29 protein-coding genes and 1 tRNA gene are annotated in these 25,516 nt (G+C 70.4%); 12 read left to right on the top strand and 18 right to left on the bottom strand.

Going from position 1 to position 25,516, the window contains the following annotated elements:
* Window positions 1-11: 11 nt before the first annotated feature.
* Entirely contained in the window at window positions 12-1,316 is a 1,305-nt protein-coding gene (locus EZ242_RS06680) for a dihydroorotase (RefSeq protein WP_135284372.1), read from the top strand.
* A gap of 22 nt (window positions 1,317-1,338) precedes the next feature.
* Entirely contained in the window at window positions 1,339-2,076 is a 738-nt protein-coding gene (locus tag EZ242_RS06685; RefSeq protein ID WP_135284373.1) for a lysophospholipid acyltransferase family protein, read from the top strand.
* On the opposite strand, the gene EZ242_RS06690 is transcribed toward EZ242_RS06685, so the two are convergent.
* Together EZ242_RS06690 and EZ242_RS06695 are read right to left on the bottom strand one after the other, a co-directional pair.
* A complete protein-coding gene (locus EZ242_RS06690; RefSeq protein WP_135284374.1) occupies window positions 2,073-3,440 on the bottom strand; it encodes a hypothetical protein in 1,368 nt (455 codons plus the stop codon). The genes EZ242_RS06685 and EZ242_RS06690 overlap by 4 nt on opposite strands.
* Before the next feature lie 14 nt (window positions 3,441-3,454).
* The gene (locus tag EZ242_RS06695) at window positions 3,455-4,636 is read right to left on the bottom strand and encodes an ABC transporter ATP-binding protein (RefSeq protein WP_135284375.1); all 1,182 of its coding nucleotides are present in this window, start codon (window positions 4,634-4,636) and stop codon (window positions 3,455-3,457) included.
* 75 nt (window positions 4,637-4,711) lie between these two features.
* Here EZ242_RS06695 and EZ242_RS06700 point away from each other — a divergent pair, with 75 nt between their 5' ends.
* Window positions 4,712-6,328 (top strand): ABC transporter permease, encoded by a 1,617-nt coding sequence (locus tag EZ242_RS06700; RefSeq protein ID WP_135284376.1) that lies wholly within the window; start codon window positions 4,712-4,714, stop codon window positions 6,326-6,328.
* A 3-nt stretch (window positions 6,329-6,331) separates the two neighbouring features.
* Here EZ242_RS06700 and EZ242_RS06705 read toward each other — a convergent pair whose 3' ends face one another.
* Window positions 6,332-6,565, bottom strand: a complete 234-nt coding sequence (locus EZ242_RS06705; RefSeq protein ID WP_135284377.1) for a hypothetical protein — start codon at window positions 6,563-6,565, stop codon at window positions 6,332-6,334.
* A 194-nt stretch (window positions 6,566-6,759) separates the two neighbouring features.
* Between EZ242_RS06705 and EZ242_RS06710 the strand changes: the two genes are divergently transcribed.
* The 3 genes from EZ242_RS06710 (at window position 6,760) to EZ242_RS06720 (ending at window position 8,818) form a co-directional block, all read left to right on the top strand.
* Window positions 6,760-7,290 (top strand): Mut7-C RNAse domain-containing protein, encoded by a 531-nt coding sequence (locus tag EZ242_RS06710; protein WP_135284378.1) that lies wholly within the window; start codon window positions 6,760-6,762, stop codon window positions 7,288-7,290.
* Window positions 7,291-7,335: 45 nt separating this feature from the next.
* A complete protein-coding gene (locus tag EZ242_RS06715) occupies window positions 7,336-8,424 on the top strand; it encodes a transporter (protein WP_135284379.1) in 1,089 nt (362 codons plus the stop codon).
* An 85-nt stretch (window positions 8,425-8,509) separates the two neighbouring features.
* The gene (locus EZ242_RS06720; protein ID WP_476705492.1) at window positions 8,510-8,818 is read left to right on the top strand and encodes a DMT family transporter; all 309 of its coding nucleotides are present in this window, start codon (window positions 8,510-8,512) and stop codon (window positions 8,816-8,818) included.
* A gap of 61 nt (window positions 8,819-8,879) precedes the next feature.
* On the opposite strand, the gene EZ242_RS06725 is transcribed toward EZ242_RS06720, so the two are convergent.
* From EZ242_RS06725 to EZ242_RS06745, 5 genes are all read right to left on the bottom strand, one after another.
* Window positions 8,880-9,284: a GreA/GreB family elongation factor gene (locus EZ242_RS06725; RefSeq protein WP_135284381.1), complete on the bottom strand. Its 405-nt coding sequence runs from the start codon at window positions 9,282-9,284 to the stop codon at window positions 8,880-8,882.
* Between the two features lie 258 nt (window positions 9,285-9,542).
* Window positions 9,543-9,617 (bottom strand) — tRNA-Arg (locus EZ242_RS06730).
* Between the two features lie 27 nt (window positions 9,618-9,644).
* Complete coding sequence (locus EZ242_RS06735; protein WP_135284382.1) at window positions 9,645-10,835, bottom strand: vWA domain-containing protein; 1,191 nt, start codon at window positions 10,833-10,835, stop codon at window positions 9,645-9,647.
* The gene (locus EZ242_RS06740) at window positions 10,829-11,446 is read right to left on the bottom strand and encodes a GNAT family N-acetyltransferase (RefSeq protein ID WP_135284383.1); all 618 of its coding nucleotides are present in this window, start codon (window positions 11,444-11,446) and stop codon (window positions 10,829-10,831) included. Before EZ242_RS06740 ends, EZ242_RS06735 begins: the two co-directional genes overlap by 7 nt.
* 13 nt (window positions 11,447-11,459) lie before the next feature.
* Window positions 11,460-12,302 carry an AAA family ATPase gene (locus tag EZ242_RS06745; protein WP_135284384.1) on the bottom strand — a complete coding sequence of 281 codons (843 nt, stop codon included), beginning with the start codon at window positions 12,300-12,302 and terminating at the stop codon, window positions 11,460-11,462.
* Between the two features lie 109 nt (window positions 12,303-12,411).
* Between EZ242_RS06745 and EZ242_RS06750 the strand changes: the two genes are divergently transcribed.
* Window positions 12,412-13,110 carry a c-type cytochrome gene (locus tag EZ242_RS06750; protein ID WP_135284385.1) on the top strand — a complete coding sequence of 233 codons (699 nt, stop codon included), beginning with the start codon at window positions 12,412-12,414 and terminating at the stop codon, window positions 13,108-13,110.
* Window positions 13,111-13,244: 134 nt separating this feature from the next.
* Here EZ242_RS06750 and arsB read toward each other — a convergent pair whose 3' ends face one another.
* From arsB to EZ242_RS06780, 6 genes are all read right to left on the bottom strand, one after another.
* Complete coding sequence (gene arsB / locus EZ242_RS06755; RefSeq protein WP_135284386.1) at window positions 13,245-14,300, bottom strand: ACR3 family arsenite efflux transporter; 1,056 nt, start codon at window positions 14,298-14,300, stop codon at window positions 13,245-13,247.
* Window positions 14,300-14,797 carry an arsenate reductase ArsC gene (locus tag EZ242_RS06760; protein WP_135284387.1) on the bottom strand — a complete coding sequence of 166 codons (498 nt, stop codon included), beginning with the start codon at window positions 14,795-14,797 and terminating at the stop codon, window positions 14,300-14,302. Before EZ242_RS06760 ends, arsB begins: the two co-directional genes overlap by 1 nt.
* A gap of 6 nt (window positions 14,798-14,803) precedes the next feature.
* Entirely contained in the window at window positions 14,804-15,130 is a 327-nt protein-coding gene (locus EZ242_RS06765) for an ArsR/SmtB family transcription factor (protein ID WP_135284388.1), read from the bottom strand.
* Window positions 15,127-16,368 carry an organoarsenical effux MFS transporter ArsJ gene (gene arsJ / locus EZ242_RS06770; RefSeq protein ID WP_135284389.1) on the bottom strand — a complete coding sequence of 414 codons (1,242 nt, stop codon included), beginning with the start codon at window positions 16,366-16,368 and terminating at the stop codon, window positions 15,127-15,129. The genes EZ242_RS06765 and arsJ overlap by 4 nt, the downstream gene beginning before the upstream one ends.
* 2 nt (window positions 16,369-16,370) lie before the next feature.
* Window positions 16,371-17,414: an ArsJ-associated glyceraldehyde-3-phosphate dehydrogenase gene (locus tag EZ242_RS06775; RefSeq protein WP_135284972.1), complete on the bottom strand. Its 1,044-nt coding sequence runs from the start codon at window positions 17,412-17,414 to the stop codon at window positions 16,371-16,373.
* Between the two features lie 135 nt (window positions 17,415-17,549).
* On the bottom strand, window positions 17,550-17,981 hold the full coding sequence (locus EZ242_RS06780; protein ID WP_135284390.1) for a DUF1841 family protein: 432 nt from the start codon (window positions 17,979-17,981) through the stop codon (window positions 17,550-17,552).
* Between the two features lie 83 nt (window positions 17,982-18,064).
* On the opposite strand from EZ242_RS06780, the gene EZ242_RS06785 reads away from it, so the two are divergent.
* From EZ242_RS06785 to EZ242_RS06800, 4 genes are all read left to right on the top strand, one after another.
* The gene (locus EZ242_RS06785) at window positions 18,065-18,766 is read left to right on the top strand and encodes a 3-oxoacid CoA-transferase subunit A (RefSeq protein ID WP_135284391.1); all 702 of its coding nucleotides are present in this window, start codon (window positions 18,065-18,067) and stop codon (window positions 18,764-18,766) included.
* Window positions 18,767-18,777: 11 nt separating this feature from the next.
* Window positions 18,778-19,440, top strand: a complete 663-nt coding sequence (locus EZ242_RS06790) for a 3-oxoacid CoA-transferase subunit B (protein WP_135284392.1) — start codon at window positions 18,778-18,780, stop codon at window positions 19,438-19,440.
* Window positions 19,441-19,442: 2 nt separating this feature from the next.
* Complete coding sequence (pcaF, locus tag EZ242_RS06795; protein ID WP_135284393.1) at window positions 19,443-20,651, top strand: 3-oxoadipyl-CoA thiolase; 1,209 nt, start codon at window positions 19,443-19,445, stop codon at window positions 20,649-20,651.
* Between the two features lie 70 nt (window positions 20,652-20,721).
* A complete protein-coding gene (locus EZ242_RS06800) occupies window positions 20,722-21,435 on the top strand; it encodes a sulfite exporter TauE/SafE family protein (RefSeq protein WP_240787013.1) in 714 nt (237 codons plus the stop codon).
* 3 nt (window positions 21,436-21,438) lie between these two features.
* Here EZ242_RS06800 and EZ242_RS06805 read toward each other — a convergent pair whose 3' ends face one another.
* Both EZ242_RS06805 and kefC read right to left on the bottom strand, forming a co-directional pair.
* Entirely contained in the window at window positions 21,439-21,891 is a 453-nt protein-coding gene (locus EZ242_RS06805; RefSeq protein WP_135284394.1) for a universal stress protein, read from the bottom strand.
* Between the two features lie 44 nt (window positions 21,892-21,935).
* Complete coding sequence (gene kefC / locus EZ242_RS06810) at window positions 21,936-23,786, bottom strand: glutathione-regulated potassium-efflux system protein KefC (RefSeq protein ID WP_135284395.1); 1,851 nt, start codon at window positions 23,784-23,786, stop codon at window positions 21,936-21,938.
* 70 nt (window positions 23,787-23,856) lie between these two features.
* Between kefC and EZ242_RS06815 the strand changes: the two genes are divergently transcribed.
* Complete coding sequence (locus tag EZ242_RS06815) at window positions 23,857-24,309, top strand: MaoC family dehydratase (RefSeq protein WP_135284396.1); 453 nt, start codon at window positions 23,857-23,859, stop codon at window positions 24,307-24,309.
* Between the two features lie 9 nt (window positions 24,310-24,318).
* Here EZ242_RS06815 and EZ242_RS06820 read toward each other — a convergent pair whose 3' ends face one another.
* Together EZ242_RS06820 and EZ242_RS06825 are read right to left on the bottom strand one after the other, a co-directional pair.
* Entirely contained in the window at window positions 24,319-24,789 is a 471-nt protein-coding gene (locus EZ242_RS06820; protein ID WP_135284397.1) for a tRNA (cytidine(34)-2'-O)-methyltransferase, read from the bottom strand.
* A 5-nt stretch (window positions 24,790-24,794) separates the two neighbouring features.
* A complete protein-coding gene (locus EZ242_RS06825) occupies window positions 24,795-25,493 on the bottom strand; it encodes a ComF family protein (protein WP_135284398.1) in 699 nt (232 codons plus the stop codon).
* Window positions 25,494-25,516 lie beyond the last annotated feature (23 nt).

The following is a 25,516-nucleotide window of genomic DNA, read 5'->3' on the forward strand; positions in this document are numbered from 1 at the left end:
GCCTTTCCACCATGAAGATCCTGATCCGAAACGGCCGGGTGATCGACCCGGCCAGCAACCGCGACGAGCTGTGCGACCTGGCGGTGGCGGCCGGCCGCATCGTCGCCATCGGCAGCGCGCCGGCCGGCTTCACGCCCAGTCGCGTGCTCGACGCGAGCGGCTGCGTCGTCGCCCCCGGCCTGGTGGACCTGGCCGTGCGCCTGCGCGAGCCCGGCCACGAGCACGAGGGCATGCTGGAAAGCGAGATGGCCGCGGCCGTGGCCGGCGGCATCACCAGCCTGGTCTGCCCGCCCGACACCGACCCCGTGCTGGACGAGCCGGGGCTGGTGGAGATGCTGCGCATGCGCGCCGAGAAGCTCCACCAGGCACGCGTGTTCCCGCTGGGCGCGCTCACGCGTGGCCTGGGCGGCGAAGTGCTCACCGAGATGGCCGAACTCACCGAGGCCGGCTGCGTGGGCTTCAGCCAGGCCGAGGTGGCGCTGGGCAACACGCAGGTGCTGCAGCGCGCGCTGCAGTACGCCGCCACCTTCGGCTACACGGTCTGGCTGCGGCCGCAGGAGCTGCACCTGGGCCGCGGCGTGGCCGCCAGCGGGCCGCTGGCCACGCGCCTGGGCCTGGCCGGCGTGCCGGTGGCGGCCGAGACCATCGCCCTGCACACCCTGTTCGAGCTGATGAAGTCCTCGCGGGCGCGCGTGCACCTGTGCCGCATCAGCAGCGCCGAGGGCCTGGCCCTGGTGCGCGCGGCCAAGGCCCAGGGCCTGCCGGTCAGCTGCGACGTGAGCATCAATTCGCTGCACCTGACGGACCTGGACATCGGCTTCTTCGACAGCCGCGCCCGCCTGAATCCGCCGCTGCGCCAGCAGCGTGACCGCGACGCGCTGCGCGAGGGCCTGGCCGATGGCACGGTGGACGCGCTGGTCTCGGACCACACGCCCGTGGACGAGGACGCCAAGACCCTGCCTTTCGCCGAGGCCGAGCCCGGCGCCACCGGCCTGGAGCTGCTCCTGAGCCTGGCGCTCCACTGGGGCCAGCACAGCGGGGTGGGGCTCACGCGCTCGCTGGCCGTGGTCACCAGCGAGGCCGCGCAGGTGCTGGGCGCGTCGCTCGGCACCCTGCAGGCCAGCTGCGGGCAGCTGGTGGCCGGCGGCGTGGCCGACCTGTGCATCTTCGATGCGTCCGCGCGCTGGACGGTCGGCCCCGAGGCCCTGCGCAGCCAGGGCAAGAACACGCCCTTCGCAGGCTACGAGCTGCCCGGCAAGGTGCGCTGGACGCTGGTGGGCGGACAGGTCGCCTACGAAGCGCGCGAGCCGGCCTGATGGCGGCGCGCACCCGCTTCGCATGAGGTCCCTGCGCGCCAGCTGGAAGCTCGCGCGGGCGCTGGGCATGGTGCTCTCGGGGCTGATGACCCTCGCGTTCGTGTTCCCGCGCCTGTCGGCCGGCGAGCGCGAGGCGCGCGTGCAGGCCTGGGCCGAGCGCACGCTGCAGGTGCTGGGCGTCGGCCTGGAGGTGCGGGGCGTACCGGCCGCCCAAGGCCCCGTGCTGCTGGTGGCCAACCACATCTCCTGGCTGGACATCCTGGTACTGCACGCGGCGCGTTACTGCCGCTTCGTCTCCAAGGCCGACGTGCGCCGCTGGCCGCTCATCGGCCGGCTGGCCGAGGGCGCGGGCACGCTGTTCATCGAGCGCGAGTCGCGGCGCGACGCGCTGCGGGTGGTGCACCACATGGCCGAGCGCCTGCGCGCCGGCGACGTGCTGGCGGTCTTCCCCGAGGGCACGACCAGCAACGGCATCGCGCTGCTGCCCTTCCACGCCAACCTGCTGCAGGCCGCCATCAGCGCCGACGTGCCGGCGCAGCCGGTGGCGCTGGTCTTCCTGGACGCGGCCAGTCGCCAGCCGACCACGCGGGCCTGCTACATCGGCGACGACAGCCTGGTCGGCTCGCTCTGGCGCACCCTGGGCGGGGCCCCCATCGTGGCGGTGGTGCACTTCGGCCAGCCGGAGGCGGCGCAGGCGCGGGACAGGCGCCTGTGGGCCGAGCACCTGCGCGAGCGGGTGGATGAACTGCGGCGGATCTAGAGGCGCTCGCGCACCGTGTCCAGCAGGTCCTGCGGGCGCAGCATGGCGTCCCGCACGATGCGCGCGGTCTCGAACTGCTGCAGGACCGGGCGAAGCCGCGGGCGGCTGGCCAGGCCCTCCCAGAGCGACTGGAGCGGCGCAGGATCGGCGCGTCCTGCGTCGGCATGGCGCAGGGCGAATTCCAGGGTCTCGGCTTCGCCGAGCAGCAGGGCCCGGGCCGCGGCGCTGAGCGGCGGGGGTTGCGCCTCGGGCGGGGCGTTGCAGCAGTAGACGACGCGCTCGGGCAGGGCGCCGCCTCGCGGCCGAAGGGCGCGCAGCGCTTCGCCGGGCAGATCGATCGGGCCGTGTTCGCTTGCGAAGCGATAGCGCATGCCGGGCTGCGCCAGCGCGAGGCGGCGCAGGCCGCTCAGGAGTCGCGGCAGGTCGGGCACCGCGGCCGCGGGCGAGGCTTTCACCTCGCCCAGCAGGGCCACGCGCGCAGCGTCGTGCGCGAACACCACGAGTGCGATGTCCCATTCGTCCTTCGCGCCGGACAGCACGCCCGGAAAGCCGGCCGGCAGGCGCAGTCCGCGCACGGCCCGCCAGGTGGTGCCGGTCGCCGCGTGCCCGTTCAGGACCTCGGCCATCGCATCGAAAACCTCCGCGACCTCGGCCTCGGCCTGGCGCCCCACGCGGGCCGAGGCGCGGCCCTGCGCCGCCGCGGCGTCAGTGCCGGCGAGCGGCCCGCGCGCGGCGTGCAGCGCCTGGAGGCGCCGCACCGTGGCATGGGCCTGCAGGGCCTGCAGTCGCTCGAGTCGGGCGAGCGCGGGCGACTGCGCCAGCGCGTCCAGCGCGTGCCGCAGCGGCGGGTCCGCCAGCGGGTGCAGCGCCGCCAGCGCGTCCCGCAGCGCCGCCCAGTCGCCTGCCCGGGCGCATTGGTGGGCGTGCGCCAGCGCGGTCGCGAGGCCCGTGGCGGCGAGGGCGTCGTGCTTGGCGGGATGGGCGAAGCGGTCCAGTTCCGTGCGAACGCGGCGCTGGTCGGCGCGCAGCTGCGCGTGCAGCGCCAGGAATTCGTCCAGGACGGGCGCCTGGCGGCGCAGCAGCAGCGCCTGGAACGCGGGGTCGCCCCCCACCGGGGCGAGCGCCGTCTCCACCAGCGCCGCCAGCGCGCCGACGAAGAGGGGCGCGGCCCATGCGGGCGCGGGCTGGCTGGCGGCAAGGCTCGCCCGTTGGATTTCGATGGCCGTCGCCAGGGCCAGGTCGGGAGCGGCCCGGCCGGCGGCCTGCGGGTCGGCCGGCAGGGAGGGCAGGCGCGTGCGCCGGGGTGCGGCGCGCAGGGCCGCGAGCAGTGCGGCGTCGGGATCGGTCGGCGCGGGCGCAGGCACGGCCGGGCAACCGGTCAGCGACCGGCCGACACCGAGGGTGAGGCGAGCGGCGGCACGACCTCGCGCAGGCCCACGCGCCGATCGGTCTCGGCGACGCAGGGCATCTGGCACAGCTCGGTGCCCTGCAGCGCACAGGCGCGGTTGAACGTCACCACGTGGTCCACCTGCGGGCGGATGCCGATCCACTCGCCGATGCGGTGGTCGTGGTGGCTGGGCACGTGCGCGAGCACCACCTGGCCGCTCTTGAGCCGCAAGGTGTAGAGGAACTCCGAGCCGCGGAAGGCCTTGCGCACGATCTGCGCCTTCACCGGCGCGTCGTCGTCGTGGAGGATGTCGTCGGCGCGCAGCAGCACGTCGCACTCGCCGCCCTGGTAGGCGCAGGGCAGGGGGCACTCGGCCACGTCGCTGAGCGGCCCCAGGGGCGTGTCGACGACCACCTTGCCTTCGATCTCGCGCAGCGTCGCGGGCGTGAACACGCCATGGCCGATGAAGTCGGCCACGAAGCGCGTCGCGGGGCGGTGGTAGAGGGTGTAGGCATCGTCCCACTGGTGCAGGCGTCCCTCGTGGAGCACGCCGATGGCATCGGCCATGGCGAAGGCCTCCATCTGGTCGTGCGTCACGAACAGCGCCGTGGCGCCGGCCGCCTTGAGGATGCCGCGGATCTCGTGCGCGAGGCGCTCGCGCAGGTCCACGTCGAGATTGGAGAAGGGCTCGTCCAGCAGCAGCAGCTCGGGCCGGGGCGCCAGGGCGCGCGCCAGCGCCACGCGCTGCTGCTGGCCGCCCGAGAGCTCGTGCGGCATGCGTCCTTCGGTCCCCGGAAGGCCGACCAGTTCGAGCACCTCGGCCACGCGGGCCGCCCGCTCGCGGCGGGGCAGGGCGTCCAGGCCGAAGCCGATGTTGCGCCCCACGTCCAGGTGGGGGAACAGCGCATAGTCCTGGAACACCATGCCGATGCGGCGGCGCTCGGGCGGGACATGCACGCCCTTGCCGCTCACGACCTCGCCGGCGATGCGGATGGTCCCGGCGCTGACCGGCTCCAGGCCGGCGACAGCCCGCAGCAAGGTGGTCTTGCCGCAGCCCGAAGGGCCGATCAGCACGCCGATGCCGCCGGCCGGCAGCCCGAAGGAGACGCCGTCCACCGCCGGGCGGGGCCGTCCGCGGTAGTGCACGCCCAGCTGCGACAACTCCAGATGCATGAGGCGCATTCTAGATGCCTACAATTCTCATTTGCATCCAGCGGGCTCCGTCGGGTCCGTCCTCCACCTCCTTCCATGCCTCACCGCCGCTTCCAGGACCTTGCCTTGCTCATCCTCGGGGGCGTGGTGGTGATTCCCGTGGCCGGTGTGCTTTCCGCCTGGCTGCAGTGGGACGCCCGCAGCGCCGACATCCTGCGCCAGATGGCCGGCACGGTCCTGCTCGAGTACGCGCTCACCAGCCTGCTGCTGTGCGGCGTGGTGGCGCTGGGTGTCGCGCTGGTCGGCACCGTGTGCGCGGCCGCGGTCACGCTCTTCGACTTCCCGGGCCGCCGCACTCTGGAGTGGGCCCTGCTGCTGCCGCTGGCCATCCCGGCCTACGTGGTGGCCTACGCCTACACGGACTTCCTGCAGTTCAGCGGGCCGCTGCAGACCGGCCTGCGCGCGAGCTTCGGCCTGGAGGGGCGGCTCCTGCCGGAGGTGCGCAGCCTGCCCGGCGCCGCCTGGGTGTTCGTGTTCACGCTCTATCCCTACGTGTACCTGCTCGCGCGTGCCGCGCTCGGCGAGCGCGCGGCGCACCTGATGGAGGCCGCGCGGCTGCTGGGCGCGCCGCTGCGGCGGCGCATCACCTCGGTCGCGCTGCCGCTGGCGCGGCCGGCCGTGGCCGCGGGCGTGGCGCTCGCGCTGATGGAGACGCTGGCCGATTTCGGCGTTGCCAGCTACTTCGGCATCCAGACCTTCAGCGTGGGCATCTACAAGGCCTGGCTGGCCATGGACGACCGCGTCGCCGCGGCCCAGCTCGCCACCAGCCTGCTCGCGGTGGTGGCACTGGTGCTGATGCTGGAGGCGCGCGCCCAGCGGCGACTGCGCTTCGTCACCTCGCGCGGAGGGCGCGGCGCGGCGGCCGAGGCGCAGCCGGTTCGCCTGCGCGGCTGGCGCGCCGGCGCGGCGTTCGGCGCTTGCCTGCTGCCGGTGCTGGCCGGATTCGTCTTGCCGGTGGCCTTCATGCTGCGGCCGCTGGGTGCCGACTGGTCGATGCTGCCTTGGGACCGATTCGTGCAGTGGGGCTTCAACAGCGTGCGGCTGGGTGCGATCAGCGCCGCCCTGGCGGTGGCCATCGCCCTGCTGCTGGCGTTCCGCATGCGCCAGCGGCCCGACGCGGTGACCCGGGGCGTGGTGCAGCTGGCCGGCCTGGGTTATGCGATTCCCGGTGCGGTCATCGTGGTGGGCCTGCTGCTGCCGGTCGGCTGGCTGCAGCAGGCAGCGCCCGGCCTGCCCAGCGCCTACTGGGTGACCGGCACCATCCTGGGGGTGGTCTGGGCGTATCTGGTGCGGTTCATGTCGGTCGCGCTGCAGTCGGTGCAGAGCGGCTATGCACGGATCCCCGCCAGCCTCGACGATTCGGCCCGCATGCTGGGAACGGCCGGGCTGGGTCTGCTGGCGCGCGTGCACTGGCCCCTGCTGCGCCGGTCCGCCATCGCGGCGGGCCTGCTGGTGTTCGTGGACGTGATGAAGGAGCTGCCCGCCACCATGGTGCTGCGGCCCTTCAACACCGACACGCTCGCGGTGGTGGCCTACCAGCTCGCGCGCGACGAGCGCCTGGGCGAGGCGGCCCTGCCGTCGCTGGCGCTGGTGCTGGTGGGGATGATTCCGGTGGTGTTGCTCAGCAGGACCTTGCGGCAGCCCCGAACCTGAGCATCAAACCTCGTCGGTGAGGGCTTCGGCCTGCGCTTCGTGCTTGCGGAAGACGATCTCGCCCGTGGGCACATGCACCACCCGGATCTCGTGGCCGGAGGCCGGAACGAAATTCTTGGCAGCGAGGGCGACCGCCAGGCCCCGGTCCCCCACCAGCACCTGCTTGCTGCCGCCCATGGGCAGCAGGCGCCCGGACAGGGGCAGGTTGCTTTCGATGCGGTAGTCGGCTGGCGTCATGGGGTTCCCTTCGTCTCTCTCGTTCTTTGCAACTTCCGGGCCAGCGGCGGACCCGGCCCGCGCAGCTCCATGTAAGCGGGTCGGCATAGGGTAGCCAGCGGCCGCCGCCTGTATGTAGGACGAAAGCTCATCGCGCGACCTGGGCTGCGTGCGTGCCGACGCCGCGGTGCTAACGTGGCCCGCTTCGCCGCAGCATGCCGCCACGACCGCCCGCCGAACCCCGCTTCGCTGCCGACGCCATGCTCGGGCGCCTCGCACGCTGGCTGCGCGTGCTGGGCTGGGACACCTTCTTCGACGCCACGGTCCACGATCCTGAGCTCGTGCGGCGGGCCGATGCCGAAGACCGCGTGCTGCTCACGCGCGACCGCCACCTGCTGCGCGCGCTCGCACCGCGCCGGCACATCGAGATCCGGCACGACGCGCCGCTGGCGCAACTGGTGCAGGTGGTGCGGGTGCTCGATCCGCCGCCGCCGGCTGAGCTCTTCCTTCGCTGCACCGTCTGCAACGGGGTGCTGTCGGCGCCGGTGGACTTGGATCAGGCCCGCCCCTTGCTGCCGCTGGGCCTGCGGCACGATCCGCCCACGCCGGTGCGCGCCTGCCCGGACTGCGGTCGGCTGTACTGGCCCGGCTCGCATGTGCGCCGCATGCGCGACGCGCTGGTGCGGAGCCTGCCGGGCTGGCTGGATGCGGCGGGACGTGAAGGCAGTGCTGGCGCCAACCGTTGAGCAGCGCTACGATTCCTGACAGTCCCTCACCGGCAGGAGCTGAGCATGGCAACTGTACCGACGACCTGGATCACCACGGCCTTGTTCCTGCTGGGAGGGGCACCTGTCGCGCAGGGGGCCGAAGCCTTCCAGATCCGCTACAACCTCGCCGGCAGCCTGGGGCAGGACCTGTTCGCCCCGGTGCCCGCGGCCGGCTGGGTGGGCAGCCTCACCCACACCCATGGGCGGGTGCATGAGGTCACCGGGGACGGCGGCGGGCCGCCGAGCGTCCAGGTCCCCGGCGGCGTGGCGCCGGTCACGTCGCTCCCACCGGCCTTGCGGCCCAGCTACGGCGCCTCGCTCGCGCGGCTGCAGGGCACCGGTTCGCTGCGGCAATGGAACCTTGGGCTGGCCCGCCTTTCCGAACTGCAGGGCGGCTCGCGCTGGGCCTTGGGCCTGAGCCTGCCCTACGCCACCCGCCAGCAGAACTACCGGGTGCAGGCGGCCACACCGGCACTGAACTGGTCGCCGGCGGTCCCGCCCGCAGCGCGCGCCGCCGCCACCCCGCTTTTCCAGGCCGGCTACCAGGCCGCGATCGCGGCGCTGGGCGGCGGCGAATCCGGCGAGGTCAGCGGCTTCGGCGACCTGGAGCTCAGCGCCGCCTGGCTGCACACCGGTGAACGCATGCGCCTGGGCGCCGGAGCGACCCTGGTGCTGCCGACCGGCAAGTACGACGCCGCGCGCGGCGTGGACGTGGGCTTCGGCAATTTCTACACCCTGCGGCCGGCCGTCCAAGCGCAGTGGGAGATCGGCCCGCGCACCGCGGCGGCCGCGCGCTTCGTGCTGGGCCTGAACACGCGCAACGAGGACAACGACCTGCGCAGCGGCAACTGGGCGGCGCTGGAGCTGGCAGCCGGCCAGCGCACGGACTTCGGGGTGTTCGGCGTGCTGCTGCTGCACGCGCGCCAGGTGCAGGACGACCGCAACAACCCCTTCGGCGCGAGCCGCTACCGCACCAACAATGCCGGTGTGTTCTACACGGTGCGCCTGCCGGCGCCCGAGCTGTCGGTGAGCCTGCAGCACACCGTCTCGGTGTCCTCGCAGAACGCCAAGCACGGACGCTTCACGCAGCTGCGCCTGGCCAAGGCCTTCTGAGGCTTGCGCGGCCCGCCGCCTCCGGGCTGCCGGCCGCCGCGGCGATACTTCCCCGCTCGCGAGAAAGGGTGAAGACGTGGCATGGATGTACCTGATCGTGGCCGGCCTGTTCGAAGTGGGCTGGCCGGTGGGCCTGAAACTGGCGCAGCAAAGCGAAACGCGCGTCCTGGGCATCGGCGTGGCCGTGGTGTTCATCGCGCTGAGCGGCCTGTTCCTGTGGCTGGCGCAGCGCCACATTCCCATGGGCACCTCCTACGCCGTGTGGACCGGCATCGGCGCGGCCGGCACCTTCCTGGTGGGCATCGTGTTCTACGGCGACGCCGCCACGGCCGGGCGCTGGCTGGGGCTGGCGCTGATCGTCGCGGGCGTGGCGACGCTCAAGCTCGCGCACTGAGCACGCGCTGCGGCGTGAGGACCGCGCCAGGACATCCGGCGCGAGGCTCGACGCCCGCTTCTCACGTCACGTAGTCACCACTCGCCTCGGGCTGGAAAAGCACGGCACCTACCCGCACGGTCCTGCAACTTCCCCTCGGCGTCTGCCAGCGCACTTCGTTCCCCGCCCGCATGCCGATCAGGCTGCGCCCGAGCGGCGACAGCACGGAGATGAAACCGCTGGAGGGTTCCGCGTCGTCCGGATAGCAGATGGCGAGGACGCGCCGCTCGCGCGTGTCGACCTCTTCCAGTTCGAACTGGGTGTACATGGTGATCACGGCCGCTTCGATCTCGGGCCCGGGAACGATATCGGCGGCGTCCAGCACCTCGTCGAGTTCAGCCAGCGGCCGGGACGAATTCAGGGTGCGAAGGCGGGTGAAGTCCAGCTCGGTGAGTTGCCGCTCCTGGACGCGAAGGTCTGCTTGCATGGTTGCGCTCCGAAACAATGCGCCGGCTGGGTGCCCGGCGGAGAGGATGGCGCGTCAGAGGAAAGCAGAGGGCCGCCGGGCCGGGGGAAGTGCGGCAGCAGGCCGCCGACCGCACGAAGGCGAGCCGGCATGCATGGGAACGTGGGTGAACAAGGGCACGAGGCGAGTATGTGCGGTCTCGGCCGGAGCGCGCGTGATTCTGGCAAGGGCCGCAGGGGCTTTGTCACGAGGTCCGGGCCCGGACGGGATAGCGGCTCGTGGCGCCCCCGGCAGGAATCGAACCTGCATCTAGCGCTTAGGAGGCGCTCGTTCTATCCATTGAACTACGGCGGCACAGGAGGCGGATTCTAAGCGGCGCCCCTACTTGGACAGCAGCCGCATCGCCTCCTCCAGCCCCTTCACGGTCAGCGGGTACATGCGCTGGCTCACGAGCTGCTGGATGACGCCGATGCTTTGGCGGTACTGCCACACGCCCTGCGGCTCGGGGTTGATCCACACGAACTTGGGGAAGGCGTGCGTGAGGCGCTGCAGCCACTCGGCGCCGGCTTCCTCGTTGTTGTATTCGACGCTGCCGCCCGGCTGCAGGATCTCGTAGGGGCTCATGGTGGCGTCGCCCACGAAAACGAGCTTGTAGTCCTTGTTGTACTTGCGGATCACGTCCCAGGTGGGGAACTTCTCCGAGAAGCGGCGGCGGTTGTTCTTCCACATGAAGTCGTAGACGCAGTTGTGGAAGTAATAGAACTCCAGGTGCTTGAACTCCGTCTTGGCCGCGGAGAAGAGTTCCTCGACCCGGTGCACGTGTTCGTCCATGGTGCCGCCCACGTCCATCAGCAGCAGCACCTTCACGTTGTTGTGGCGCTCGGGGACCATGCGCAGGTCCAGCCAGCCGGCGTTCGCCGCGGTGGAGCGGATGGTGTCGTCCAGGTCCAGTTCTTCCTGCGCGCCCTCGCGTGCGAAGCGGCGCAGGCGGCGCAGGGCCACCTTGATGTTGCGCGTGCCCAGTTCCTGGCTGTCGTCGTAGTCCTTGTAGGCGCGCTGGTCCCAGACCTTCACGGCGCTCTTGTTGCGTCCCTTGTCCTGGCCGATGCGGATGCCCTGCGGGTTGTAGCCGTAGGCGCCGAAGGGCGAGGTGCCGCCGGTGCCGATCATCCTGTTGCCGCCCTCGTGCCGCTCCTTCTGTTCCTCGAAGCGTTTCTTCAGCGTCTCCATCAGCTCGTCCCAGCCCTTCTTCTCGATGCGGGCCTTCTCCTCGGGACTGAGTTCCAGCTCCAGGTTCTTGCGCAGCCACTCCAGCGGAACGTCCTTGCTGAAGTCGGTCAGCATCTCCACGCCCTTGAAGTAGGCGGCGAAGGCACGGTCGAACTTGTCGTAGTGCTTCTCGTCCTTGACCAGCGTGGTGCGGGCGAGGTAGTAGAAGTCGTCCAGCGACCAGCCGTCTTCGCTGCGCGGACCGGCCACGCCGGCCGAGACCGCCTCCAGCAGCGTGAGGTACTCCTTGACCGAGACCGGCAGCTTGGCACTGCGCAGGGTGTAGAAGAAATCGATCAGCATGGCGCTTCTCCCGCGGCCTGGCCGTGGCGGGCGAGCTGGTACTCCAGGTGGGCGCGCACCTCGGGCCATTCGCCGGCGGCCAGGCTGTACATCACCGTGTCGCGCACCGTGCCGTCGCGCCGCAGCGCATGGTGGCGCAGCACGCCGTCGCGGCGTGCGCCCAGGCGCTCGATGGCGCGCTGGCTCGCGAAGTTGAAGTTGTCGGTGCGCCAGCCCACCAGCTTCGCGCCCAGCACCTCGAACGCATGCGCAAGCAGCAGCAGCTTGGCACCGGTGTTCACGTGCGTGCGCTGCCAGCTGCGGGCATACCAGGTGTAGCCGATCTCCAGGCGGTCGATGGCCGGCACGATGTCGTGGAAGCGCGTGGTGCCGACCACCTGGCCTGTCGCCCGCTCACGCACCACGAAGGGCAGCATGTGCCCCGCGGCCTGGCCTTGCAGGGCGGTGGCGATGTAGGCGGCCGTCTCGCCGGGCGCGGGCACCGAGGTGATCCGCAGCTGCCACAGCTCGCCGTCGCGTGCGCAGGCCTCCAGGGCGGCCGCATGGTCGGCCGTGAGCGGCTCCAGGGACAGCCGGGGCGACTGCAGGGTGACGGGCACGACCGGGTTCATGCTCGGGAACGCGTCAACGGTTGTGGCGTTGCATGAAGACGAGCTTTTCGAACAGCGTGACGTCCTGCTCGTTCTTCAGCAGCGCCCCCACGAGCGGCGGCACCGCGACCTTGTCGTCCTTGCTTTGCAGCGCCTCCAGCGGAATGTCCTCGGCCACCAGCAGCTTGAGCCAGTCCAGCAGCTCCGAGGTGCTGGGCTTCTTCTTCAGGCCCGGCAGGTTGCGCACGTCGTAGAAGGTCTTCATGGCGGCCGAGAGCAGCTCCTGCTTGAGGCCGGGGAAGTGCACGGCAACGATCTGCCGCATGGTGTCCGCGTCGGGGAACTTGATGTAGTGGAAGAAGCAGCGGCGAAGGAAAGCGTCCGGCAGTTCCTTCTCGTTGTTGGAGGTGATGAACACCAGCGGGCGATGGCGCGCCTTGACCAGCTCGCGCGTCTCGTAGACGTAGAACTCCATGCGGTCGATTTCGCGCAGCAGGTCGTTGGGGAACTCGATGTCGGCCTTGTCGATCTCGTCGATCAGCAGGGCCACCGGCTGGTCTGCGGTGAAGGCCTGCCACAGCACGCCCTTGACGATGTAGTTGTGGATGTCCTTGACGCGTTCGTCGCCCAGCTGGGAGTCGCGCAGGCGGCTCACCGCGTCGTACTCGTACAGGCCCTGCTGCGCCTTGGTGGTGGACTTGATGTGCCATTGCAGCAGCGGCATGTCCAGCGCCTGTGCCACCTCCTCGGCCAGCATGGTCTTGCCCGTGCCCGGCTCGCCCTTGACCAGGAGCGGCCGCTTGAGCGCGATGGCGGCATTGACCGCCAGCATCAGGTCCTGCGTGGCGACGTAGTTCTCGGAGCCTTGGAATTTCATGGGAGTCGGAAGATAACGGCGGGAAGCGGACCGCGACACGGGCGACGGAGCCTGGACGGCCGAGCCATATAATCGCCGGTTGATTTGACTTGACGATTGTGCTCGCAAAATGACCAAGTTGCTGACCTCGCTCTTTGCCGTGCTTGTCGCTTCTGCGACCGGTTTCGCGAGTGCGCAGACGCCCGCCGCGCCGGCCCCCACGCAGCCGGCCGCTGCGCCCACCGCACCCGCGTCCGCCAGCGTCGAAGCCAAGGTCGCCATGTGCATCGGCTGCCACGGCATTCCCGGTTACCAGGCCAGTTTTCCCGAAGTGCATCGCGTGCCCCTGATCTCGGGGCAGAACGCCAAGTACATCGTCGCCGCGCTCAACGCCTACAAGAGCGGTGACCGCAAGCACCCCACCATGCGCAGCATCGCCGCCGGCATGTCCGAGCAGGACATCGCCGCCGTCGCCAGCTGGTACGAGAAGCAGGGCACCGGCGCGCTCGAACCGGCCGCGCCCCTTCCCCAGCCGAACGCCCGGGTGGCCGCGCTGCTGCAGAAGGCCGCCTGCGCCTCCTGCCATGGCACGACCTACTCCAACCCGGTCGATGCCAGCTACCCCAAGATCGCGGGCCAGCACAAGGACTACCTCTACGTGGCCCTGCGGTCCTACAAGGTGGACAACAACCCGGTGGTGGGCCGAAACAACGCCGTCATGGGCGCCATCGCCCGACAGTTCACGAACGCCGAGCTGAAGGAACTGGCCGACTACATCGGCGAACTCGAGGGCGAGATGCAGGTTCAGCCGCAGAGCCGCTTCCGCTAGCCCACAGGCACCGCCCGCACACGAAAGCCCCGCAACGCGGGGCTTTTCGCTTCATGGCGGCATTTTTCCCCTTGGGCTAGGTCAACCAAGCGGCGTCGCAACGGCCAGCGCTCGTCGATGGCCCGACGTGGGCCTCAGCGGCCATGATCGTTCTTGATGCCGCTCGTCATCCTCACGTGGGCCGGTGAGGGCCGCCGTCCGTTGACGAAAGCGACCAGCGACAGCATCACCGGCACCTCGACCAGCACACCGACCACCGTCGCGAGCGCAGCGCCCGAGTGGAGCCCGAACAGGGAGATCGCCACCGCCACGGCCAGTTCGAAGAAGTTGGATGTGCCGATCAGGCAGGCGGGCCCAGCGATCTCGCGCGGCAAGTGGAGCATCCTGGCGCCCCACCACGAGATGAAGAAGATGCCGTAGGTCTGCAGGATGAGCGGCACGGCAATGAGGCCGATGACGGCAGGCTGCTCGATGATCGTCCGGGCCTGAAACCCGAAGAGGAGAACGACAGTGGCAATGAGGCCGATCACGGACCAGGGCTTCAGGCTCGCGACGAAGCGCGGGAGCGCCGTTGCCGATCTGCGGGTGAGCGCGCGGCGAGTGAGCATGCCCGCGACGAGCGGAAGCACCACGTACAAGGCCGTGGCAAGCACCAGCGTCTGCCAGGGAACAGCGACATCCGTGACCCCCAGCAGGAACGCAGCGATGGGTGCGAAGGCGACCACCATGATCAGGTCGTTCACCGAGACCTGCACCAGGGTATAGCTGGGATCGCCCTTGACCAGTTGGCTCCACACGAAGACCATGGCCGTGCAAGGCGCCACGCCCAGCAGGATCATCCCGGCGATGTACTCCTTGGCCGACTGCGGATCGACCCATGGCGAGAAGATGTACTGGAAGAACAGGACACCCATGGCCGCCATCGTGAACGGCTTGACCAGCCAGTTGATCACGAGCGTCAGGGCCAGACCCCTGGGCCGGCGGCCGACATCGCGGACCGCGCTCCAGTCCACCTGGATCATCATCGGATAGATCATCACCCAGATGAACACGGCGACCACCAGGTTGACGTGGGCCACCTCGAGCGAGGCCACGAGGGAGAAAAGGCTTGGCAGCGCCAGTCCGAGCCCCACGCCTGCTGCGATGCCCAGCGCCACCCACACGCTCAGATACCGCTCGAACAGCCCCATCAGGTCTCCCGGCCGATGCGATCGAGTTCTCTTTGGAGTGCGAGCTTGTTGAGCTTGTCCAGCGGAAGGTTGGCGAAGATCGCGATCCGACGGCTCAGGAGCATCAGTGCGTCACTGAAGGCCTTGCGCCGGCGATCCTCCGGGCCTTCGGCCTGTGTGGGATCTTCGACCCCCCAGTGGGCCGACATGGGCTGCCCGGGCCAGATGGGGCACACCTCGGCCTTGGCTCGGTCGCACACGGTGATGACGAAGTCCATGTGCGGCGCGTCGGGCTGCGCGAACTCGTTCCAGCTCTTGCTGCGAAGGCCCGCGGTCACGAGGCGATGGCGCTCCAGCAGCTCGAGCACGAAAGGGTGCACCTCTCCAGCCGGAGCGCTACCCGCGCTGAAGGCGCGAAACCGGCCCTGCGCCTGCGAGTTCAGGAGCGCTTCACCCATGATGCTGCGCGCCGAGTTGCCGGTGCACAGGAAGAGGACATTGAAGGTCTGATGTTCCATGGATGTCTAGCAGTTCGAGCAGTCAACAGCGGAATCTGGCATGCAGGCGTTCCCGCCGCAGCAGTTGGCGGTCAGGAATCCGAGCAGGTCGTTCATGGCAGCGATCCGGGCGCGATAAATCAGATTGCGGCCCACGCGCTCCTGGGTGATCAGGCCGGCGTTGGTGAGCTCCTTGAGATGGAAGGACAGGGACGTCGGCACGATCCCGAGCTCCTCCGTCATCCGGCCGGGTGTCACCCCTTCAGGCCCTGCCACGATGAGAAGACGGAACACCTTCAGCCTCGACTCCTGGGCCAGGGCAGCCAATGCCTTCACCACGTCGGCATCGTTCATGCGTGGACTCCGGGGGATTCGGGAACGCGGGTGGGAAGGCCCAGGGTGAACAGCCAGCACAAGCCGAGCATCGCGGCCGATCCGACCAGCGCATACAGCAGGCCGCCCCACTGGTACAGGAGCCCGGACAAGAGCGTTCCGAGGAAGCGGCCCAGCGCGTTGGCGGCGTAATAGAAGCCCACGTCCTCGGCCGCTTTTTCCGAGCCGGCGTAGGCCAGCACCAGGTACGAGTGCACCGAGGAATTGACCGCGAAGGCGAAGCCGAACACGCCAAGTCCGGCAACCACCACCCATTGGAGGTCGGGCACGTCGAGGGCCACCGCCACGGCCAGGCCGAGGGGCACGAGCGCGAGCGCGGCGGACCACCACCGGGCGGCCGGCACTTCGCGGCTGAGTCCGTCCGGACTGCGCCGGACGATCTGCGGCGCCAGGGCCTGCACCAGCCCGTAGCCGATGGTCCAGGCGGCCAGGAAGCCGCCGACCATCGTGAACGTCCAGCCCGCCGAGTACAGGAACACCGGCACACCCACGACGAACCAGACATCGCGGGCGCCGAAGAGACCGACGCGCGCGGCTGCCAGGGCGTTGATCCCGGGGTTCTTCGCGAAGAGCTCCTTCGCGCTCGTGGACGCCTTGCTCTTGCCCATCATCGTGGGCAGGGCCGTTGCGACACCGACGAGAACCAGCGCCAGCAGCCCCGCCATGGCCCAGAGCGAGTGGCGAAAGCCCAGCGTCTGCAACAGGAGCCCGCCCAGGAAGAAGCCGATGCCTTTCATGGCGTTCTTGCTGCCCGTGAACCAGGCCACCCACTTGAACAGCTGGCCGGCCCCCTGCTGCTTGACCTGGGCCTGCGTCACCTTGATCGCCGACTTGCTGGCCGTCTTGGTGAGGTCCTTGGCCACGCCGCAGATGCCTTGGGCCAGCACCACCCAGGCGACCGACAGCGCGGCAGTCCACCCCGGATCGAGCATGGACAGGAGCGTGAAGCCCGTGATCTGCGTCACCAGCCCCACCGTCAGCATGCGCGTGATGCCGAAACGTGTCGCCAGCCATCCCCCGATGAGGTTGGCCAGGATGCCCGCTGCCTCGTACAGCAGGAACAGGAAGGCCAGCGTGAAGGGCGAGTAGCCCAGCTGGTAGAAGTGCAGCAGCACCAGCATCCGCAGCGCGCCGTCGGTGAGCGTGAACCCCCAGTAGGCCGCCGTGACGATCGCGTAATTGCGCGCTGCGTGCTGCATCGTCAGATCCCGACGTGCTGCATGTGGCACGCCAGATCGACCATGCGGCACGCATAGCCCATCTCGTTGTCGTACCAGGCATAGACCTTGAGCAAGGTGCCGTCCGTGACCATCGTGGACGGCGCATCGACGATGCTGCTGCGGGTGTCGCGCGCATAGTCCGCGCTCACGAGAGGCCTCTCCTCGTAGCCCAGGATGCCGGCAAGCGGGCCGGCAGCCGCTGTCTTGAACAGTGCGTTCACCTCGTCGGCCGTGGTGTCCCGCCGCAGCTCGAACACGCAGTCGGTCAGCGAGGCGTTGAGGACGGGCGCGCGCACGGCATGTCCATTGAGCTTGCCCTTGAGCTCCGGGTAGATCAGCGCGATGGCGGTCGCGCTGCCCGTGGTGGTCGGCGCCAGGCTGAGCATGGCGCTGCGGGCGCGCCGCAGGTCCTTGTGAGGAGCATCGACAACCAGGTTGGTGTTCGTGGGATCGTGAATGGTGGTGATCTGGCCGTGCCGGATGCCGATGGCCTCATGGACGACCTTGACGACCGGCGCCAGGCAGTTGGTCGTGCACGATGCGGCCGTGACGATGCGGTGCCTGGCCGGGTCGTAGAGGTGGTGGTTCACGCCGACGACGATGTTCAACACGTCGCCGACCTTGACCGGTGCCGCCACGATCACCCGCTTGGCACCGCGGTCCAGGTGAGCCTGCAGCGTCTCGGGCGTGAGGAACTTGCCGGTGCACTCCAGCACCACCTCGACGCCGTGTTCACCCCAGGGGATCTCGGCCGGACTGGCATGCGACGAGAAGGAAAGGCCGCGCTCGGCGATGCGGATGCGGGAGTCCCCTTCGGCTTCGATGCCCGCGCGCCACTTGCCCTGCACGCTGTCGAAGGCCAGAAGGTGCGCCGTGGCGGCTGCGCCGCCCTTGACTTCGTTCAGGTGAACAACGTCCAAGCGGTTGGCTGCCCGGGGATCGTCGGCGCCGCGCTCTGCCGCGCCCAGGGCCGCACGCAGGGCAAGCCGCCCGATCCGGCCCATGCCGTTGATCCCAACTCGCATCATCACCTCGATATTTCGATAAAGGTTGAAATGTAGGGCGCAGTGGTGACAACTTCGTGACGATGTCTCAGGCGGTCCGCAGTCGTGCTTCGGCCGAGTGCGTCGCAGGGGGACGCCGGACGGTGGCGAGCCGGCTCAGCCCGTCGCCCGCCGCTGCACGCAGTCGAGGTAGGCCTGGCCATCGGGCGGCCGGCCGGACCGCTGGCTTTCCCAGAGCATCTGTCCCAGGCATTCCATCGCCTCGTGGTGTGCGTCGTGCAGGGAGTTGCGGCGCGCTGCGAGCAGCTCGACCGCCTGCCGGATTCCCCGCGGCTGGTCGATCGAGCACTGCTCGCTGATGGACAGGTGCATGGCCAGGTGCAGGAAGGGATTGGACTGGCCGTCGCCGCCGTCATAGACGCGGGCCACGGCCGCCTCGGCATCGGCGAGGTGCGGGTCGTATTCGGCGTGCTCGCCCAGCCACTGGCTGGCGAGGGTCTCCAGCGCGTCCAGCGGCTGTCCGGCACGCGACTTTGCGTGCACGCCGCAGAAGAAGCGGCGCACGTCTTCCTGGGAGGGATTGAACATGCGGGCAAGGGTAGCACCCGCGGGCGCGTAAGCTACGCACCTCGCGCCCGGTGCGCCCTGCCTGTTTTTCCGGAAGTACCCACGTGATCGACAAAATCGCGGCCAGCGTGGCCGAGGCCCTGGCCGATACGCCCGACGGCGCCACGGTGATGGTCGGCGGCTTCGGCACCGCCGGCATTCCCAACGAGCTCATCGACGGCCTGATCGAGCAGGGCGCCCGGGACCTCACCCTCGTGAACAACAACGCCGGCAACGGCGACCACGGACTGGCCGCGCTGCTCAACGCCGGGCGCGTGCGCAAGGTCATCTGCAGCTTCCCCCGGCAAGCGGACAGCCACGTCTTCGACGAGCTGTATCGCAGCGGGCGCATCGAGCTCGAGCTCGTGCCTCAGGGCAACCTGGCCGAGCGCATCCGCGCGGCCGGGGCCGGCATCGGCGGCTTCTTCACCCGCACGGGTTACGGCACCGAGCTGGCGCGCGGGAAGGAGACGCGCGAGATCGGCGGGCAGATGTACGTGCTGGAGTCGCCCATCGCCGGCGACCTCGCGCTGGTCAAGGCCGAGCGCGGCGACCGCTGGGGCAACCTCACCTACCGCATGGCCGCGCGCAACTTCGGGCCGGTGATGGCCATGGCCTGCCGCCACACGGTGGCCAGCGTGCACGAGATCGTGGCGCTCGGCGAGCTGGACCCCGAGGCCGTGGTCACGCCGGGCATCTTCGTCAGCCGCGTTGTGCGGGTGCCGCGCACGGTCACGCAGGCCGGCGGTTTCAAGCGTTCGCAGTGAAAGGGCAGGGCATGACGTATGCACGACGCAGCAAGGACGCCCTGGCACGGCGCGTGGCGCAGGACATCTTCGACGGCGCTTACGTGAACCTGGGCATCGGCATGCCCACGCTGGTGGCCAACCACCTGCCGGCCGGCGTGGAGGTGGTGCTGCACAGCGAGAACGGCATCCTCGGCATGGGCCCGGCGCCGGCCGAGGGCGAGGAGGACTACGACCTCATCAATGCGGGCAAGCAGCCGGTGACGCTGCTGCCCGGCGGCGCCTTCTTCCACCATGCGGACAGCTTCGCGATGATGCGCGGCGGGCACCTGGACATCTGCGTGCTGGGCGCCTTCCAGGTCTCGGCCACGGGCGACCTTGCCAACTGGAGCACCGGCGAGCCCGGCGCCATCCCCGCGGTGGGCGGCGCCATGGACCTGGCCGTGGGCGCGCGCCAGACCTGGGTGATGATGGACCTGCTGACCAAGCAGGGCGCCAGCAAGATCGTCGAGCGCTGCACGTATCCGCTGACCGGCCTGGCCTGCGTCAAGCGCATCTACACCGACCTGGCCACCTTCGAGTGCACGCCCGCGGGCCTGCGGCTGGTCGACGCCGTGCCGGGGCTGGGCGCGGCCGAACTCGAATCTTTGGTGGGCCTGCCCATCGACACCCGACACCTGACCCAAGGAGACTGACCATGACGACGACCCACGCCTTCATCTGCGACGCCGTGCGCACGCCCTTCGGCCGCTACGGCGGCGCCCTGTCCCCGGTACGTGCCGACGACCTGGCCGCGGTGCCGCTCAAGGCGCTCATGGCGCGCAACCCCAAGGTGGACTGGCAGGCCGTGACCGACGTGCTCTATGGCTGCGCCAACCAGGCCGGCGAGGACAACCGCAACGTCGCGCGCATGGCGCTCCTGCTGGCGGGACTGCCGCAGGAAGTGCCCGGCGCGACCATCAACCGCCTGTGCGGCTCCAGCCTGGACGCGGTGGGCACGGCCGCCCGCGCCATCCGCGCCGGGGAGGCGGGCCTGATGATCGCAGGCGGCGTGGAGAGCATGAGCCGCGCGCCCTTCGTCATGCCCAAGGCGGAGTCGGCCTTCTCGCGCAACAACGCGGTGTACGACACCACCATCGGCTGGCGCTTCGTCAACAAGCTGATGAAGGAGCAGTTCGGCGTGGACTCCATGCCCGAGACGGCCGAGAACGTGGCCACCGACTACGGCATCGAGCGCGAGGCGCAGGACCGCATGGCGCTGGCTTCGCAGCTCAAGGCGGTGGCGGCGCAGAAGTCGGGCTTCTTCGACGGCGAGATCGTGCCCGTCACCATCCCGCAGAAAAAGGGCGAGTCCATCGTCGTGAACCGCGACGAGCATCCGCGCGAGACCAGCCTGGAGGCGCTCGCCAAGCTCAAGGGCGTGGTCCGGCCGGACGGCAGCGTGACGGCCGGCAATGCCAGCGGCGTGAACGATGGCGCCTGTGCGCTGATCCTGGCCAGCGAGGCCGAGGCGCAGCGCCATGGCCTCACGCCGCGCGCACGGGTGCTGGGCATGGCGACCGCGGGCGTGCCGCCGCGCATCATGGGGATCGGCCCGGCGCCGGCTACGCAGAAGCTGCTGGCGCAGACCGGCATCCCGCTGGAGCGCATCGACGTGATCGAGCTGAACGAGGCCTTCGCCGCGCAGGGCCTGGCCGTGCTGCGGCAGCTGGGCCTGCAGGACGACGATCCGCGCGTGAACCCCAACGGCGGCGCCATCGCGCTGGGCCACCCCCTGGGCGCCTCGGGCGCGCGGCTGGTGACCACCGCGGTGAGCCAGCTGCACCGCACGGGTGGCCGCTACGCGGTGTGCACCATGTGCATCGGCGTGGGGCAGGGCATCGCGCTGCTGGTCGAGCGGGTCTGATCGCGCGGCGCGTGGAGGGCCACGGGTCCTGATCACCGATCCGTTCTTCTATGCCATCGCCATCCCGGCGGTGTTCCTGCTGGGGTTGAGCAAGAGCGGCTTCGGCGCGGGCTTCGGTTCCCTCACGGTGCCGCTCATGGCCCTGGCGGTGCCGGTGCCGCAGGCCGCGGCCATCCTGGTGCCGGTGCTTTTCGTGCTGGATCTGCTGGGGCTGCACGCCTGGCGCCGGCACTTCGACTGGCCCCTCATCCGCTTCCTGCTGCCCTTCGGGCTGCTGGGCACGGCCATCGGCACCGCGCTGTTCACCCTGCTGGACTCGCGGCTGGTGGCCGGCATCGTGGGCGTGTTCACGCTCCTGTTCCTGGCGCAACGGGTGATGTTTCCGTCCAGGCCGGACAGCGCGCCGCCGCCGCGCTGGCTGGGGGGCGTGCTGACCACGGTCGCGGGCTTCACCAGCTTCATCGCGCATGCCGGCGGGCCGCCGCTCAACGCCTACGCGCTCAAGCTTCGCCTCGCCCCCGCGGTGTACACGGCCAGCATGGCCATGTTCTTCTTCACGGTGAACGTGGCGAAATGGGGACCCTATGCCTGGCTGGGCCTGCTGGATGCGCGCAACCTCGCCACCTCGGCCGCGCTGCTTCCGCTGTCGCCCATCGGCGTGTGGGTGGGTGTGCGGATCGCGCACCGGCTGGACCCGGTGCTGTTCTACCGGCTCATCGACGCCGGCATGCTGCTGACCGGCTGCAAGCTGGTCTGGGATGGATTCCTGTCGGGTCGGATCTGAAGGTCAGGCGCCCGGCTGGCGCGCCACCAGCACCGGCACGGGCGCCAGGCGGATGATCTGGTCGGCACCGCTTCCCAGCATCAGACGGTTGAGGCCACGGCGGCCGTGCGTCCCCACCACGATCAGGTCGGCGCTCCATTGCCGCGCCTCCTCGGCCACCAGGTGGGGCATGCGCTCCCCCATGCGGTCGATCAGCTCGGCCTCGCAGTCCAGGCCGGCGGCCTTCACCTGCTGCACGGCCTCCTCGAGGATGCGGGTGGCGTTGTCGCGCGTGGCGCGGTACAGCTCGCCGGCAGCGGCGCCGGTGGCGTCATAGCCCGCGAGGTAGGTGGCGTCCTCGAGCACGTGCACCAGGCGCAGCTTCCCGCCGCTCTCGCGGGCCATGCCGACGGCCGTGGTGAGTGCATGGCGCGAAGCGTCGCTGCCGTCGACGGGAACCAGTAGGCGTTGGAACATGGCGGTCTCCTGTGGCGCTATGGATCGGACGATCGTACGCCGCCTCAGGCGCGGATGTCGGTCTCGCCGGTCGGGTCCGGCGCCGCCGCGGGGTCCAGCCGCGCGCGCTCGGCATCGGCGCGCTCCTGGGCCATCTGCTGCTCGAACTGCTCGCGCCCCTGGCGCGCCACGGCGATCAGGCGGGCACGGTCTTTGTAGTGGGGGTACATCTGCTCGAAGAGGGCCAGGTTGTGCGTGCGAAAGCGCCCGGCCTGCTGAGCCACTTCGGCCTCGTCCATGCCCAGCACCTGCAGCACGGTCATGCCGCTTCGAAGGCTGGACTCGAAGAGCTCGCGCTGCACGTGGCGTACGCCCCGGTCGCGCAGCTTGTTCCAGTGGGTGACGTCGCGGGCGCGCACCACGAGCTGCAGGTGCGGGAAGTGCGCCTGCGCGGTGTCCACGATGGCCAGGCACTGCGCCTCGTCGTCCACCGCCACCACCAGCACCCTGGCCTTGTCGGCACCGGCGATGCGAAGCAGGTCCAGGCGGCGGGCGTCGCCGTAGAACACCTTGGAGCCGAAGGCACGCGCGGCTTCCACCATGTCGGCGTCGTGGTCCAGCAGGGTGCTGGCCACGCCCTGGGCGGCGAGCAGACGCGCGACGATCTGCCCGTAGCGGCCGAAGCCCGCGATGATGACCGGCGCGTCCTGCGGCTCGCTGATCTCGGGCAGGCGCCGCGGCTGGCTCCAGCGCGGCATCAGCCAGCGGTCCATGGCCGCAAGCAGCAGCGGCCCGAGCAGCATGGAGATGGCCACGGACCCCACCAGCAGCGAGCTGGTCGGGGCGTCGATCACCCGGGCGCCGGTGGCGGCCTGGAACACCACGAAGGCAAACTCGCCGCCCTGGGCGAGCAGCAGGGTGAAGACGGTGCGGTCGGGCCGCGCCAGTCGCAGCGCGCCGCCCAGTGTCCAGATGAGCGCCCCCTTGATCGCGAGCAGGCCGATCACCAGCGCGGCCACCAGCCCCGGCGCGGCGCGCAGCGCGGCGAAGTCGATGCTCATGCCCACGGCGATGAAGAAGAGGCCGAGCAAAAGGCCCTTGAACGGCTCCAGGTCGGTCTCCAGCTCGCGCCGGTATTCGCTGTCGGCGAGCAGCACACCCGCGAGGAAGGCGCCCAGGGCCATGGACAGCCCCACCGACAGCATCAGCGACGCGCTGAGCACGACCAGCAGCAGGGCGGCGGCGGTGAAGATCTCCGTCGTGCGACTGCGCGCGATCCAGCGGAACACCGGCCGCAGCAGCAGCCGTCCGCCCAGGATGATGGCGGCGATGGTGGCGACGATCTGCAGCGCCTCCAGCAGGCGCTGTGACACCGGGATGCTCGCGGCCGCGTCGTGTGCCCCGAGCAGCGGCACCAGTGCCAGGATGGGGATGGCCGCCACGTCCTGGAACAGCAGGATGGAAAAGCCCGCCTGGCCTGCCGGCGTGCCGAGGATGTTGCGCTCGTTCATGACCTGCAGGGCGATGGCCGTGGACGAGAGCGACAGGCCGAGCGCCGCCACCAGGGCCAGCGTCCAGGACGCCCCGGCCAGCCAGCCGGCCGCGAACAGCAGCGCCGTGCAGCCCAGGACCTGTGCCGAGCCCCAGCCGAAGATCGGACGTCGCATCGTCCACAACCTCCGCGGCTCCAGCTCCAGCCCGATCAGGAACAGCATCAGCACCACGCCCAGCTCGGCGAAGTGCAGGATGGCCTGCACGTCCGTCACCAGGCCGAATCCCGCCGGTCCGATCACGATGCCGGCAGCCAGGTAGCCCAGCACGGCGCTCAGGCCCAGGGCCCGGGTCAGCGGAACGGCCAGCACGGCGGCCGCGAGATAGATGAGCGTGTGGGTCAGCCACACGGGAGCGTGGTCGATGGTGCGACTCCGGCAGGGTGGGTGCGGCCGAGTCTACGGCGGCCGCGTCGGCGGCCCTAACATCCCGGTCATGAAAGTCCTCCAGTCCCCCACCGATCTGCTGGCCCTGGTCGGCCAGGAAGTCGCCGCCAGCCCCTGGCTGACCGTCACCCAGGAGCAGGTGAACCTGTTCGCGCAGGCCACGGGCGACGCCCAGTGGATCCACGTGGACGAGGACCGCGCGCGCCACGGGCCTTTCGGCACCACCATCGCGCACGGCTACCTCACCCTCTCGCTGCTGCCGCGCTTCTTCGCCGAGGCGATCACGGTGCAGTCCATGCGCATGTCGGTGAACTACGGCCTCAACAAGGTGCGCTTCCCCGCCCCGGTGCCCGTGGGCAGCCGCCTGCGCGCGCACTTCAAGCTGCTGGGTTGCGACGCGATCGAGGACGGCCTGCAACTGGCCTGGCAGGTGACGGTGGAGCGCGACGGCGGCGACAAGCCGGTGTGCGTGGCGGAGACGCTGTCGCGGGTGTATCCGTAGGTCCAGGCTTCAGGCCGCCGCCTCGAAGCCGTTCTGCCGCCAGGCCTCGAACACCGTCACCGCAACGGCATTGGAAAGATTCAGGCTGCGCTGGCCCTCCCGCATCGGAAGCCGCAGGCGCTGTGCGGGCGGGAAGCTCTCACGCAGCGCCGGGTCGAGCCCGCGGGACTCGGAGCCGAAAACCAGCCAGTCGCCGGGCGCGAAGCGCACATCGTGCACTCGCTGCGTTCCGCGCGTGGTGAGGGCGAACATGCGCTCGCGCGGAGGCTGCTCGGCCTCCATCAGGCGGGCCCAGTCCGCGTGGCGGCGCACCTGCGCCCACTCGTGGTAGTCCAGGCCGGCGCGGCGCATCAGGCGGTCTTCCATCGAGAAACCCAGGGGTTCCACGAGGTGCAGGGTGCAGCCGGTGTTGGCGGCAAGGCGGATCACGTTGCCAGTGTTGGGCGGGATCTCGGGTTCGACCAGGACGATGTGGAACATGGGCGTCATTCGTCGGTGCGCGCCAGCACCACGCCGACGATGCGCGCCGCACCGGCGCGGCGCAGGGCGCAGGCCGCGGCCTGCAGGGAGGCGCCGCTGGTCATCACGTCGTCCACCAGCACCAGCCGGCGCCCGGCGAGCTCGCGCAGGCGCAGCGGGTCCACCGCGAAGGCGTGCGCCACGTTGCGCAGGCGCGCCTGGCGGTCGAGCTGGGCTTGCGGCGGCGCTTCCCGCACGCGACGCAGCAGGTCCGCGCGCAGCTTGCCGGCGGCCAGCCGCCGCGCGAGTTCTGCCGCCTGGTTGAAGCCGCGCTGAGCCAGGCGCCGCGGCGACAAGGGCATCGGAACGAGCAGGTCGGCCTCATCGACGGCCATGCCGATCCTCGGGTCGCGTCGCATCAGGGCTGCCAGCGTCGCGGCCCAGCCGGGTTGCTCCTGGAACTTGAAGCGCGCGATGAGCCCGGACCAGGGATAGGCGTAGCCCAGCGCCGCGTGGCAGGCGTCCAGCGCCGGCGGCTGCAGCAGGCAGGTTCCGCAGCGCGCCACGCCCGCGGGCACGACCAGCGCGCAGCCCTCGCAGCGGGGCGTGGGGCGGGCGAAGCGGCGATGGCAGGACTCGCAGACCGGCCCGTGCGGCCAGCCCCCGCAGACCGCGCAGCGGGAAGGCAGGCGCGAGAGCAGGGAGCCGAGGCGGTCGCGGAGCATGGCGTCAATATACTGGCCGGCTT

Source organism: Ramlibacter rhizophilus, assembly GCF_004681965.1.
In the GTDB taxonomy this organism is placed as follows: Bacteria; Pseudomonadota; Gammaproteobacteria; order Burkholderiales; family Burkholderiaceae_C; genus Ramlibacter; species Ramlibacter rhizophilus.